This is a genomic window from Aeromonas sp. 604282 (genome assembly GCF_049170575.1).
Lineage (GTDB): Bacteria > Pseudomonadota > Gammaproteobacteria > Enterobacterales > Aeromonadaceae > Aeromonas > Aeromonas veronii_A.
Genome location: NZ_JAAKMV010000022.1, coordinates 1 through 13,352 on the forward strand (window position 1 = coordinate 1; position 13,352 = coordinate 13,352).

The 13,352-nt window shown below is 60.8% G+C and carries 13 protein-coding genes; 5 read left to right on the forward strand and 8 right to left on the reverse strand.

What is annotated here, in order from left to right:
* Window positions 1-35: 35 nt before the first annotated feature.
* A complete protein-coding gene (locus G5367_RS19580; protein ID WP_108541386.1) occupies window positions 36-575 on the forward strand; it encodes a gamma carbonic anhydrase family protein in 540 nt (179 codons plus the stop codon).
* 88 nt (window positions 576-663) lie between these two features.
* Here the strand turns inward: G5367_RS19580 and polA are convergent, their stop codons facing one another.
* The gene (gene polA / locus G5367_RS19585) at window positions 664-3,429 is read right to left on the reverse strand and encodes a DNA polymerase I (protein WP_421245071.1); all 2,766 of its coding nucleotides are present in this window, start codon (window positions 3,427-3,429) and stop codon (window positions 664-666) included.
* Between the two features lie 400 nt (window positions 3,430-3,829).
* Between polA and elbB the strand changes: the two genes are divergently transcribed.
* A complete protein-coding gene (gene elbB / locus G5367_RS19590) occupies window positions 3,830-4,480 on the forward strand; it encodes an isoprenoid biosynthesis glyoxalase ElbB (protein WP_005339556.1) in 651 nt (216 codons plus the stop codon).
* 72 nt (window positions 4,481-4,552) lie between these two features.
* On the opposite strand, the gene G5367_RS19595 is transcribed toward elbB, so the two are convergent.
* The 4 genes from G5367_RS19595 to G5367_RS19610 all read right to left on the reverse strand — a co-directional run bounded on the left by G5367_RS19595 (window position 4,553) and on the right by G5367_RS19610 (window position 8,009).
* Window positions 4,553-4,762, reverse strand: coding sequence for a cell division protein ZapB (locus tag G5367_RS19595; RefSeq protein WP_005339554.1), 210 nt, complete (start codon window positions 4,760-4,762; stop codon window positions 4,553-4,555).
* A gap of 246 nt (window positions 4,763-5,008) precedes the next feature.
* Window positions 5,009-6,289 carry a hypothetical protein gene (locus G5367_RS19600; protein WP_279464017.1) on the reverse strand — a complete coding sequence of 427 codons (1,281 nt, stop codon included), beginning with the start codon at window positions 6,287-6,289 and terminating at the stop codon, window positions 5,009-5,011.
* Window positions 6,290-6,309: 20 nt separating this feature from the next.
* On the reverse strand, window positions 6,310-7,089 hold the full coding sequence (cysE, locus tag G5367_RS19605) for a serine O-acetyltransferase (protein WP_005339552.1): 780 nt from the start codon (window positions 7,087-7,089) through the stop codon (window positions 6,310-6,312).
* Between the two features lie 8 nt (window positions 7,090-7,097).
* Entirely contained in the window at window positions 7,098-8,009 is a 912-nt protein-coding gene (locus G5367_RS19610) for a cation diffusion facilitator family transporter (RefSeq protein WP_337073808.1), read from the reverse strand.
* A gap of 85 nt (window positions 8,010-8,094) precedes the next feature.
* Between G5367_RS19610 and G5367_RS19615 the strand changes: the two genes are divergently transcribed.
* From G5367_RS19615 to trmL, 3 genes are all read left to right on the forward strand, one after another.
* Window positions 8,095-8,790, forward strand: a complete 696-nt coding sequence (locus G5367_RS19615; protein WP_216979855.1) for a response regulator — start codon at window positions 8,095-8,097, stop codon at window positions 8,788-8,790.
* Window positions 8,772-10,142: an ATP-binding protein gene (locus G5367_RS19620; RefSeq protein ID WP_409012620.1), complete on the forward strand. Its 1,371-nt coding sequence runs from the start codon at window positions 8,772-8,774 to the stop codon at window positions 10,140-10,142. The genes G5367_RS19615 and G5367_RS19620 overlap by 19 nt, the downstream gene beginning before the upstream one ends.
* Before the next feature lie 74 nt (window positions 10,143-10,216).
* Window positions 10,217-10,681 carry a tRNA (uridine(34)/cytosine(34)/5-carboxymethylaminomethyluridine(34)-2'-O)-methyltransferase TrmL gene (trmL, locus tag G5367_RS19625; protein WP_266135680.1) on the forward strand — a complete coding sequence of 155 codons (465 nt, stop codon included), beginning with the start codon at window positions 10,217-10,219 and terminating at the stop codon, window positions 10,679-10,681.
* 13 nt (window positions 10,682-10,694) lie between these two features.
* Here the strand turns inward: trmL and dinF are convergent, their stop codons facing one another.
* The 3 genes from dinF to G5367_RS19640 form a co-directional block, all read right to left on the reverse strand.
* Window positions 10,695-12,056, reverse strand: coding sequence for an MATE family efflux transporter DinF (dinF, locus tag G5367_RS19630; RefSeq protein ID WP_323894265.1), 1,362 nt, complete (start codon window positions 12,054-12,056; stop codon window positions 10,695-10,697).
* A 2-nt stretch (window positions 12,057-12,058) separates the two neighbouring features.
* Window positions 12,059-12,685 (reverse strand): SCO family protein, encoded by a 627-nt coding sequence (locus tag G5367_RS19635; RefSeq protein WP_421294908.1) that lies wholly within the window; start codon window positions 12,683-12,685, stop codon window positions 12,059-12,061.
* A gap of 209 nt (window positions 12,686-12,894) precedes the next feature.
* A complete protein-coding gene (locus G5367_RS19640) occupies window positions 12,895-13,110 on the reverse strand; it encodes a hypothetical protein (RefSeq protein WP_019446524.1) in 216 nt (71 codons plus the stop codon).
* Window positions 13,111-13,352: the final 242 nt, after the last annotated feature.

Sequence of the window (13,352 nt, forward strand, 5' to 3'; positions counted from 1 at the left end):
AGATTGCTAGAATGGCCGAAAACAAGGAGGCCAAGATGGACTTGCGACTGAGACCCTACAAGGGAAAACGCCCGCAACTGGGCAAACGGGTGTATGTAGACCCCTGCGCGACACTGGTGGGCGATATCGAACTGGCCGACGACGCCAGTATCTGGCCCATGGTGGCGGCACGGGGGGATGTGAACCATATCCGCATCGGCGCCCGTAGCAATATTCAGGACGGCACCGTATTGCACCTGACCCGCAAGAGCGCCAGCAACCCGACCGGTTATCCGCTGCTGATCGGTGAAGATGTCACTGTGGGTCACAAGGCAATGCTGCACGGCTGCACCATCGGCAACCGGGTGCTGGTCGGCATGGGTGCCATTCTGCTTGATGGCGTCGTGGTGGAAGATGATGTGATGATCGGCGCAGGTTCGCTGGTGCCACCGGGCAAGCGACTCGAGTCGGGCTTTCTATATATAGGTAATCCCGTCAAACAGGCTCGCCCGCTCAAGCCCGCCGAGATCGCCTTTCTCAAAACCTCAGCGGACAATTATGTGCTGCTCAAGGATGAGTATCTGCAAGAGACCTGATAGGGCTGGCAGAAACAGGAAGCCCGGCATGATGCCGGGCTTCGCTTCTTATATAGCTATGTAGCAGTGCAGAACGGCTGACCGGAAATCAGTGGGCCTGATCCCAGTTGTCGCCGGTACCCGCTTCAACCAGCAGCGGCACATGCAGTTCGGCTGCGGCCGACATCTTCTCCTTGATGATGGCGGTGTACTCCTCCAGCTTCTCTTCGCGGATCTCGAACACCAGTTCATCGTGTACCTGCATCAGCATCCGGATCGACTCATCCTCGATACCGCGGATCCAGCTGTCCACGTTGATCATGGCGCGCTTGATGATATCGGCTGCCGTGCCCTGCATCGGGGCGTTGATAGCGGCACGTTCGGCCGCCTTGCGCAGACCGGCGTTGCGGGACTTGATATCCGGCAGATAGAGGCGACGACCGAACAGGGTCTCGACATACCCCTGGGCTTCCGCCTGCTGGCGGGTGCGCTCCATATACTCCAGCACGCCCGGGTAGCGTTCGAAGTAGAGATCCATGTACTTCTGCGCTTCGGCACGACCGATCCCCAACTGCTTGGCCAGACCGAAGGCGCTCATGCCGTAGATAAGGCCGAAGTTGATCGCCTTGGCGCTGCGGCGCATATCGGTGGTGACCGCATCGAGCGCCACGCCGAACACCTCGGCGGCAGTCGCCTTGTGGATGTCCTTGCCCTCGGCAAAAGCGGTCAGCAACCCCTTGTCACCGGAGAGGTGCGCCATGATGCGCAGCTCGATCTGGGAGTAGTCCGCCGCCACCAGCTTGTAACCGGCGCTCGGGATGAAGGCCTGCCGGATCCGGCGCCCTTGCTCGTTGCGCACCGGGATGTTCTGCAGGTTGGGATCAGATGATGACAAACGGCCCGTAGCCGCTACCGCCTGATGATAGGAGGTGTGCACCCGCCCGGTCCGGGGCTTGATCATCAGCGGCAACTTGTCGGTGTAAGTGGACTTGAGCTTGGCCAGCCCACGGTGCTCCATCAGCAGCTGCGGCAGCTCGTAGGTCTCCGCCAGCTCGGCCAGCACCTCTTCTGCGGTGGATGGCGCACCCTTCGGCGTCTTTTTGATGATCGGCAGGCCCAGCTTGGTGAAGAGGATCTCCCCAAGCTGCTTGGGCGAGGAGAGGTTGAACTCCTGCCCGGCCAGCTCGTGAGCCTGCTTCTCCAGCTCCGCCAACCGCAGCTCGATCTCCTGACTCTGCTGGTGCAGCAGCTTGGGATCGATGGTGGTGCCGAGCAACTCCATCCGTGCCAATACCGGCAGCAGCGGCAGCTCGATCTCGCTGAATACCTTGGCGAGGCCAGGCACGGCCTCCAGCTGACCCCACAGGGTCTGGTGCAGACGCAGGGTGATATCGGCATCTTCCGCCGCATAGGGAGCGGCCTGCTCCAGCTCGATCTGGTTAAAGGTGAGCTGTTTCACCCCTTTGCCCGCAATATCTTCAAAGGAGGTGGTCTCGACCCCGAGGTAACGCTTGGCCAGCGAATCCATGTCGTGGCGGCTGGCGGTGGAGTTGAGCACATAGGACTCGAGCATGGTGTCGTAGGCAATGCCCTGCAGGTCGATGTCGTGGTTGAGCAGCACGTTGCGATCGTACTTGAGATTCTGCCCCACCTTGAGACGGGTCGGATCTTCCAGCAGCGGTTTGAGCTTGCCCAACACCACAGCCTCGCTCAGCTGTAACGGTGCCCCCAGATAGTCATGGCCAAACGGCACATAAGCAGCCTTGCCCGGCTCAACCGCGAAGGAGACGCCGACGATCCGCGCCTCCATATAGTCGAGACTGGTGGTTTCGGTATCGAAGGCAAACAGCGGTGCCGCTTTCAACTGTTCCAGCCAACCGTCAAACTCGGCTTCGTCCAGAATGCAGCGGTAGTCGGTTTCGATGGCGGCAACCGGAGCGGCGCTCTCATCGCCAGCGTCGCCCTGTCCGGCGCTCTCGCTCCCCTCTTCACCACCGGATTCCAGCTCCTTGATCAGGTTGCGCAGTTCGTATTCGCGATAGACCGCCAGCAGGGACTCCTTGTCGACCGGCTTGAGCAACAGCTCTTCCAGACTCTGTTCCAGTTCGACGTCGGTCTTGATGGTCGCCAGTCGATAGGAGAGACGAACCTGCTCCTCCTGCTCGCGGAACTTGTCGGCAAAGGCCTTGGAGCCACGAAAGCCGAGCGCGGCCACCTTGTCCAGATTGGCGGCAATCTCGTCGATGCTGCCAATCCCCTGCAGCAGGGCCAGTGCGGTCTTCTCGCCGACACCGGTCATGCCGGGAATGTTGTCGACCTTGTCACCCATCAGGGCCAGATAGTCGATGATGAGCTCGGGCGGTACGCCGAACTTCTCGATCACCCCTTCCCGATCGGTCTTCACATCTTTCATGGTGTCGATCAGGGTGACATGGTCGGAGACCAGCTGTGCCATATCCTTGTCACCGGTGCTGATCAGCACCGGCAGCTGCTTCTCGGTCGCCTGGCGGGCCAGGGTGCCGATCACATCGTCGGCTTCAACCCCCTCCACCATCAGGAAGGGGAAACCCATCGCCTTGATCATCTGGTGGATCGGGGCAACCTGGCTGCGCAGATCGTCCGGCATGCTGGCGCGGGTCGCCTTGTACTCGGGATAGATGTCGTCGCGGAAGGTCTTGCCCTTGGCATCAAACACCACGGCCACATGACAGTCAGGATATTGCTTGCGCAGGCTGCGCATCATGTTGGCCATGACACGGACGGCGCCGCTCGGCAAACCGGTCGATGTGCGCAGATCAGCCTGCTGGGAGGCGAAGAAGGCGCGGTAAAGATACGAGGAGCCGTCGACCAGAATAAGGGGGTTGCTAGGGGCCATGAAATCGTCCTGCCAGAGATAAACAGCCGCTAGGATGCCACAGGGCCCCCCTCACACCAAGGGGCGCAGCAACAGCACACAGCGCCTGATAAAGGGACTCAATCTGTGGATAACTCTGTGTTCAAAAATGGGGCGCATCAGAGCACACAGTGATAAAACTGTGCATAAAAATATAAAAAACCATTAAAAACAATATATTGAGATCACAAAAACCGATCGCAAGACAGTTGGAATGATCTCGATCAATGTGGAAAAAGATTTAAGGGAGTAGGTACGGCAGGATCCAAAACGAAACAATCCTAGCACAGCAAGATGACTTGACCAGCGGAGGGCGAGCGATAACCATACAAAAGTACAACAATCCATCCTGGCTCACATTTTCAACAACGAGGAGTTTGCCATGAAAAAAGTGGCCGTGATTTTGAGTGGCTGCGGCGTATTTGACGGGGCCGAAATCCACGAGGCCGTCATCAGCCTGCTGGCGCTGGCCCGTCAGGGAGCCGCTGTCCAGTGCTTCGCCCCGAACGTGGCGCAGCTCCATGTCATCAACCACCTGACCGGTGAAGTGAGCGAGGGGGAGAGCCGCAATGTGCTGGTCGAAGCGGCCCGCATCTGCCGTGGCCAGATAAAGGATGTGGCCGAGCTGGATGCGGCCGATTACGACGCGCTGCTGGTGCCCGGCGGCTTTGGCGCGGCCAAGAACCTGTGCGACTTCGCTATCAAGGGGGCGGAGTGCCAGATCCAGCCCGATGTGCTGAAAGCGTGCCAGAGCTTTGCCAAAGCCAACAAACCGGCCGCCTATATCTGCATCGCGCCCGCCATGATCCCGCTGATCTATGGTGCCGGGACGCTGGCGACCATCGGCCATGACGAAGGCACCGCCAACGCCATCGAGGCGATGGGTGGCAGCCATCTCAACTGCCCGGTCAACGAATTCGTGGTGGATCAGGAGCGCAAGGTGATCTCCACCCCCGCCTACATGCTGGCCAACAACATAGTCGAAGCGGCAGACGGCATCGAGAAGACGGTCAAGCAGCTGCTGGCGCTGTAATTCCCATCCCGCCAAAAACAGACGGGCCGCTCATGGAGCGGCCCGTTTTCAATTCTGCCTGAAGGCGATGAATTAGATGGTTTCGCCCATCTGATCCATCTTGCCCAGCAGAGCACGCAGACGCTCCTGCCATGCAGTGTGCTCGTTGCGCAGCTGATGGTTCTCGTCTTGCAGCTTGCTGTTCTGCTCTTTCAGCTCGTCCAGCTCCATCTTCAGCAGGGAGATGTTGTCGACAGCGGATTGTACTTTGGATTCGAGTTGCTCAAGGACTTCTAGTGACATATGCATACCTGTTTGTTCAATTGCGATGCCCCACAGAGGGCGATTCAAGCGCGTGAAGCCAGCATACCCCGAGCGCATCGGCACAAACAAGCCAGTGCGCTGTAAAATGCGCCTTCCATAGATGTATTGTCTAAATATGCGTCTATTTTTCTCGCATCCTGCGCCCGAGCCGCGACAACACACTGAACCGTGCGTAAAAGACCCCGCCGCCCGCGCATCATTTGCACCCTCTCGACGGAATCGCCGTTATCCATGCAAGGCGATATAAGCCCCCAGCAACAGACAGGCGACCACATACATCAGCAGGCCGTAGAGCAGGTTCCAGCGCAGGATCAGCCCGGCACTGAGGTTGTAGCGGGAGGCCAGCGCCAGATTGGATCCGGAGAGCGGACTGGTGCCGGTGGCAAGCCCCCACCCCAGCAGGAAACACATACCGAGCAGGCTGGGATCCGGAGCCAGCGGCCAGAGCAGTGGCGCCAGCCCGGAGATACTGATGAGCGGATGCACCCCGACGATGGCCACCAGCAGGATCAGCAGCAGAGTGAGGGATGCTTCGAGCCAGCCAAAGTGATTGAACAGCGGCAGACCGTGACCGGAGCCGAGATCGATGACCGACAGCGCACTGTTGATGCCTGCCGCCAGCAAACCGGCCCCCAGAAACAACACCAGCTGACCGCCGATGGCGGGGAAGCGCTCCACCACCTGCCGCTTGAGGGCCGCCTTGCGCCCGGCCCTCGGCATAAAGAGCAACGCCAGCAGCGGGGCCACCAGCGCGATCACCGCCAGAATGCCGAGCTGGGGCCAAATCTGCTTGATGAGCAGCACCAGCAGCGCCAGCGTGACCGGCAACCCCAGGGTCTGCAACCGCAGCGGATAACCGGCAAAGTCAGCCACCCCGATCCGCTCCACCTGCCAGGCAGTCAGCCCCATCGCCAGCAAGGCGGCGAGGATCCCGAACGGCAAAATATGGGAGAGCTGCAAGCCCGGCGCATAGGTGAGCGCCACCGCCATGGCGACAAAGAAGGGCGACCAGAAGGCAGCGGCACAGAAGATCCGGCTCAGCACCATCACCTGACGCCGCTCCAGGGTGCCATTGCGCTCCAGGCGATCGCCGATGATAAACAGCACCGAGAGGTTGATGACCGCCCCCAGCAGATTGAGGCTGGCCATGGTGCTCCACAGCCCCTTGCGTCCGGTCCAGGAGGTGGTGCCGGTCAGCAAGCCGGAGGTGGCAAGGTTGAGGGTGCTCACCGCGGCAAACATGGTGAGCATATTGATGTTGGGCAGCAGCCAGTCACCGGCGGTGAGGGTCGCTCCCTGCCACCAGGAGAAGAAGAGCAGCAACAGCGCCGCGCCATACAAGGCCAGCGCCTGCCGCTTGGCGGCCCCCACCAGCCAGGGCCAGGTGAGCAGTGACGCCCCCCAAGCCGCAATGGCAGCAGGCCAGGGGGAGAGCCCTAGATAGAGATGCAGCAGGTTGAGCAGCCACATCCCTAAAATCAGATAACCCGACCAGCGTTTGGCCATCGACTACTCCGGCCGGGAGATCAGAGACACTGATCCATATCCAGTGAAGGCTTGTCGCACTCCGGACGGCCGACGATCTTGGCGGGTACGCCAGCGACCGTGGTATGAGGCGGCACCGGGTTGATCACCACGCTGCCCGCACCAATTTTGGCGCCCACGCCCACTTCGATATTGCCGAGCACCTTGGCGCCCGCCCCTATCATCACCCCTTCGCGGATCTTGGGATGGCGATCGCCGCTCTCCTTGCCGGTACCACCGAGGGTCACGCTCTGCAGGATGGAGACATCATCTTCAATCACTGCCGTCTCGCCCACCACTATGCCGGTGGCGTGGTCGAACATGATCCCCTTGCCGATGCGGGCGGCCGGGTGCACATCCACCCCGAACACCACCGAGATCTGGTTTTGCAGATAGAGGGCCAGCGAGCGGCGCCCCTGCCGCCACAGCCAGTTGGCGACCCGATACCCCTGCAGGGCATGGAACCCCTTGAGGTAGAGCAGCGGGGTGGAGAAGAGGTCGACCGCAGGATCGCGCTCCTGCACGGCGCAGATGTCGGCCGCCACTACCGTCAGCAGCTCGGGCTCGCTGCGCAGGGCCAGCTCGATCACCTCGCGCAGGGCGATGGCGGGCATGGTGGCGCTGTCGAGTTTGTTGGCCAGCTGGAAGCTCAGCGCCGAACGCAGATTCTTGTGATTGAGAATGGTGGAGTGGAAGAAGCTGGCCAGCATCGGCTCCTGGGCCGCCATGCACTCCGCTTCTTGCTGAATTTTGTGCCAGGTTTTGGCAACCAGTTCATCCATGTTGCAGCCTACTGTTGTTCTGGGTGAGGGCTCTGTTGTTCTTTTGTCAGCACCGAGATGGGGTCCATGTGGATGATGACATCCATCCGCTCGAATGCCTGGCGTACCGCCAGTTCGGCTTCATCGGCGATCTGATGGGCCTTGACCAGGGGGATCTGATCATCCAGTTCCAGATGCAACTGTACGAATCGGGTCGGCCCGGATTGACGGGTACGCAGGTCATGAACGCCGTGTACCCCTTCTACGGCACAGCAGAGGGCCATTATTCTCGCTTGTTCTTCCGCTGGCAACTGACGATCGAGCAGGGCCTGCACCGACTCGTAGCCGATATGTCCCGCCCCCCACAGCAGGAGCAACCCGATCAGGATGGCAAACAGGCCGTCAGCCCAGTACCACCCCTGTCCCGCCAGCACCAGCGCCAGCAAGACACCGGCGTTGAGCAGCAGATCGGAGCGGTAGTGCAACATGTCCGCCTTGATGGCCACGCTGTTGGTCTTGCGAATAACGAAACTCTGGAAACTGACCAGCAGCAGGGTCAGCACAATGGAACCGCCACTAACCCAGAGACCCGCCTCTAACCGTTCAATAGGTGCCTGTTTGAGCAGGGAGGAGATGCCGTGCATCACCAGCAGCAGGGCGGAGCCGGAGATAAAGGCCGACTGGATCAGCCCCGCCAGAGACTCCGCTTTGCCGTGACCGAAGCGGTGTTCATCATCGGCCGGGGCCAGCGCATAGCGAATGGCCAGCAGGTTGATGATGGAGGCACTCACATCCATGAAAGAGTCGGTGAGCGACGCCAGCAGGGTCGACGAATCGGTCATCAACCAGGCGATCAGCTTGCCGGTGATCAGCAAGGTTGCAGTGGTAACCGCCGCCATGCTGGCAAAGGTTACCCAACGGGAATATTGTTGATGGCTCAAAACCGGCTTTCCTCTGACGATGAAAAACTTATTATACCCTGACCCCGGCGTCGATTTGGCGCGAAAATCAGTGGAACAAGAAGCGATGAACAGAATACTCCTGGTCGACGACGATCTTGAATTGACCCAGCTGCTCACCGAAATTCTGACCCTGGAAGGATTTCAGGTCACGGTCGCCGAGGATGGTGAAGAGGGGCTGCAACGGCTGGCGGAGCAGGGCTTCGATCTGGTGCTGCTGGATGTAATGATGCCAAAACTCAACGGCTTTGCCATGCTGACCAAGCTGCGCAAAACCCATGAAACCCCGGTGCTGATGTTGACCGCTCGTGGCGACAGCCAGGATCGGGTCAACGGTCTGGAGGCCGGAGCCGACGACTATCTGGCCAAGCCATTCGACGATCGGGAGCTGCTGGCCCGGGTTCGCGCCATCCTGCGCCGCACCCAGAGTGCCCCGCCCCAGCGTGGCAGCTCCTCCGACGAAGTGCACTTCATGGATATAGTGCTGCAACCCGGCCTGCAGCAAGCCCGCTGCGGCGAACAGCTGCTGGAGCTGACAGCCACCGAGTTCGGACTGCTGGAGTGCCTGTTGCGCAATCCTGGCCAGATCGTCAGCAAGAGCCACCTCTCCGAACAGGTGCTTGGCAAGAAGCTGGAGCCCTTCGATCGGGCCATCGACATGCACCTGAGCAACCTGCGCAAAAAGTTGCCGGAGCGCAGTGATGGCCAGCCCCGCTTCAAAACCGTACGGGGGCGCGGTTACCTGTGGCTAGAGCAAGAATAAAGAGTACCAGCTCCCTCAACGGCATATCGACCCATATCTTCCTCTGGTTCTGGTTCATGCTGCTGGTGATGCTGGCCGCCGTGATCAGCCTGCCCACTCTGGATCCTCGCAACCAGATCCCGCTGCCGACCCATGAGGCAGTGCGAATGCAGAAAAATGTGCAGGCCCTGCTCAACGCTGCCGATCCGGATCAGGATTTCGATCTGGCCAAAACGATGGACAAGATCGCCATGCTCCCGGTGGACAATGTCTACCTGCGCGACGAGAGGGGCCAGATCCAGTCCACCACCCATCCGCGCAAGTTTGTGGTTCGCTTCATGGTGGACGCCGACGACCCGGCCAAACCCATGCTGGGCAACGAGGATCGCAAGGCGATCGCAGGGCCTTTCCTGATGGAGCACCGCGGCCATCGCTACCACGTCTATTTCGGCCTCAATGCCGAGAATCCCTATCTGTTCCTGTTCATTCAGGTGCTGGATCACCCGATCCGCATTCTGGGCATCTCAATGCTGGTCAGCACCCCGCTCTGCCTGCTGCTCGCCTGGCGGTTGACCCGTCCCATCCTGCAATTGCAAAAGTCAGTCTCCCAACTGGCGGCCGGCAATCTGGAGGTGCAGATCCCCAACTTGGGACGGGGCGATGAGATCGGTCAGCTGGCGGATAACGTCAGCCGCATGGTAGAGACGCTCAAGAGCATGATCCAGAAGCAGAAACAGCTGCTTTCCGATATCTCCCACGAGCTGCGCAGCCCCCTCACCCGGATGCAGTTGGCGCAAGCGCTGATCCGCCGCAAACAGGGGGATAGCGCCGAGCTGGCGCGGATCGAATCGGAGATTGGGCGGCTGGACAAGCTGATCGGTGACCTGCTCGATCTGTCGCGGGTGCAACAGCATGTTGAGGCCCCTATCGTGCAGCCGCTGGCCGATCTACTGGAGCCCATCCTCGAAGATGCGATGTTTGAGGCGAACCAGAGCGGCAAGCAGCTCAGGTTGCCACCGCTGCCCGCCGAGTCGATCCAGATGTGGCCCGAGCTGCTGGCCCGGGCGGTGGAAAACCCCCTGCGCAACGCCCTCAAGTATGCCCGCGAGTTCATCAAGGTTGAATGGTATCGGGATGGGCAGGAGTGGGTGATGACTATTCGTGATGACGGGCCCGGCGTCCCCGACGAACAGCAGATATTGCTGTTCCAACCCTTCTTCCGGGTCGATGATGCCCGCAACGCCAAGACCGGTGGCACCGGGCTGGGACTGGCTATCGCATCGGAGGCGATCCAGCGTCACGGCGGCACCATTACGGCCAGCAGCAATCATCCAACCGGACTGACCATCACGATCAAGCTGCCCATCGCCTGATCCTTTTCATCCGGACGGGCGCTGGGTATGCTGGCGCCCCTTCTTGGCTTTACACCTCTTTGCAGGAGCTCGTCATGCTCGATATCGTCCTCTACCAGCCGGAAATTCCGCCCAACACCGGCAATATCATCCGGCTTTGCGCCAATACCGGTTACCGGCTCCATCTGATCGAGCCGCTGGGATTTGAGTGGGATGACAAGCGGGTAAAACGGGCGGGACTCGACTATCACGAGTTTGCCGAGGTGAAGCGCTGGCCGAGCTATGAGGCCTTTCTGGCCGCCGTGGCGCCCAAGCGGGTGTTCGCCTGCACCACCAAGGGCCGCACCGCACACTCGGCGGCCCAGTATGCCCTTGGCGACGCCCTGCTGTTTGGCCCGGAGAGTCGCGGCCTGCCCACCGAGATCATCGAGAGTCTGCCGTTCGAGCAGCGGCTGCGCATCCCTATGGTGCCCCAGAGCCGCAGCATGAACCTCTCCAACGCGGTGTCTGTCTTTGTCTACGAGAGCTGGCGCCAGCTCGGCTACGACGGTGCCATGTAAGCGCCACCGATGATCAGTGGCGGGCGTCGAGCAGATGCCCGCTGCGCTCCAGCCGCCAGCAAGTGACCCCCAGCGACAGACCGCGCCCCACCATCAGCGCCGCCATCGCCGCCCATAGCGCGGCCACGCCCCACGACTGACAGAGCCACCAGATCGGGAAGAAGCCGCCAAACGCGGCCAGCAACATGCTGTTGCGCATCTCCCGGGCCCGGGTCGCCCCGATAAATACGCCATCCAGCAGGAAGCACCAGACCGCCAGCAAGGGCATGGCGATCAGCCAGGGAAGCTGACGATTTGCCTCCGCCACCACGGCCGGAATGTCGGTGATATAGCCGATAAGGTGGGCACCGAAGAGGGCAAACACCAGGGTAAAACCACTGGCAATGAGGGCGGCCCAGCCCAGATTGAGCACGATGACCTCCCGCAGTTTCTGCCGATCCCGCTGACCGATGGCTCGCCCTACCATGGCCTCCACCGCATAGGCAAAACCATCGAGTCCGTAGGAGATGAGCATCAGGAAGTTGAGCAGCACCGCATTGGCGGCCACCGCCACATCCCCCAGTCGTGCCCCTTGCAGAGTCATGAAGGCGAAACAGAGCTGCAAACAGAGGGAGCGCAGGAAGATATCGCGGTTGAGGCCGAGCAACCGCACCATGGGCGCAAGCTGCCGCCAGCGCTGCCAACCATCCTGCCACACCGTCGGCGCCAGTTGCCGCAGCTGACGGCGTACCAGCCAGATCCCGACCGCCAGCGCGCAGTAGTCCGCCATGACCGAGGCCGCCGCCACACCCCGCACCTGCCAGCCGAGCCCCAGCACAAACAGGGCATCGAGCGCCATATTGACCAGATTGGTGAGGATCAACATCACCATGGGGCTGCGGGCATCCTGCATCCCCAACAGCCAGCCCATGACCACCAGATTGCAGAGCGCCGCCGGGGCGCTCCAGATCCGCACCGCCACATATTGGCCCGCATAAAGCTGCACCTCGGGCGAGCCGCCACTCAGGGCGATCAACCGTGGCAACAGGGGGAAGAGCAACAACAGCAGCGCCAGGCCAAGAGCAATGGCCAGCCCCAGCGCCCGCAGCAGGGTATCGAGCTGGGCACGACCGTCGGCGGCGCCGTGCGCCTGCGCCGTCAGTCCGGTGGTCGACATCCGCAAAAAACCGAGCAACCAGAAGATGAGGTTGATCAGGGTCGCACCAACCGAAACGCCCCCCAGAAACCAGGCCTGACCGAGATGACCGATCACCCAGGTGTCCACCAGCCCCAGCAAGGGGGTAGTGATATTGGAGAAAACCATGGGCAGGGCGAGCGCAAAAACAGCGCGGTGGCGAGAGGGATCTCGCCACCAGGGGGCAACAGCTGGGGTCACGCTCAGTCGCCTGTCAGCTTCAGGATGCGGGCGAAGTCAGAGAGCATGGTGGCCATCTGCACCCTGGGCACCTGACCCGGCGCCACCTGCGGGCGGAACACCGCCTGCAGCTTGCCCTTGGGATTGATGAGCACGATGGAGGCGGAGTGATCGATCAGATAATCCTTCTCCCCCTGATTGGCGATGGAGTAGACCAGCCCCAGATTGCGCACGAACGGGAACAGCTTGTCGTGGGGGGCGGTGGCCGCCTTGAACTCGGTATTGAAGAAGGCGGTATAGGTCTTGAGGCGTGGAATGTCGTCACGCTGGGGATCCGCCGAGATAAACACCACCTGACTGTCGGGCGCCATCTTCTTCAGCTGGTCATAGACGGAACGCATATCTGCCAGGGTGGTGGGGCAGATATCGGGGCAGAAGGTGTAGCCGACGAACAGGAAGGTCCAGTGCCCCTTCAGGTTGGCAGGGGTGAACGGCTGGTTGTCCGCATCGGTAAAGGCAAAATCGTTGATGTCCCGCCCCGCCGGATAATAATCGGCCTGTTCCGGCTGCTCTGGCTGCGTGGCATAGAACACCAGGATCAGGCAGCCTGTCAGCAGCAGAAACAGCAGGGGATAGCGGAGCTTCATCATAACAAGAGACCCTTTCAGTTCGAGGCAGATGGCCAGCAGTGACCGGACAAGAGGGGACATTGTACCCCAGCGAACCGCCAAGGTGGGTCAACCTTGTGCAGCACCCTCTCGGGAGTCGACCATGTGGCACGATTGAGCGCCAATTTCAGCCATAAAAAAAACCGGCCCCCTCGGGTGCCGGTTATAGTCAATTTGTTTGCACTTTCAGCTCAGGGGCGAGCGTTGCGCCCCTGCTGCAACATCTTGCCGATGGCCCGCACGCCGATGGGAATCACGGGGGCCAGCCAGCCCTCTTCCCCCTGGCGATCACCATGACCACGCTTGAACAGCAGCACCAGTCGCACCACCTTCTCTTTCGGACATCCCAGCCAGAGCGTCCAGTGCGAACCACGATGGTGCAGCCAGAGACCGTAAAACCAGGTCATCCGGCTACCTTTGACGAAACGGGTGATTGACGATTCCGCTGGCGCAGCCCCAGCCTCTGAATCCCATGGCGATCTTGATGCCATACCAGTCCTCCTGACCGACAGGTCATGTTGCTTCGTCGGCCTGAACTGGGAACAGGCCTGTCACGACTATCTGCAACGACTACAGAGTGGTCCCCTCTGCCCGACAAGACTTGGGATCTCCCCACTCCCCCTTCATATCCCGTGAAGGTGTACTGCCC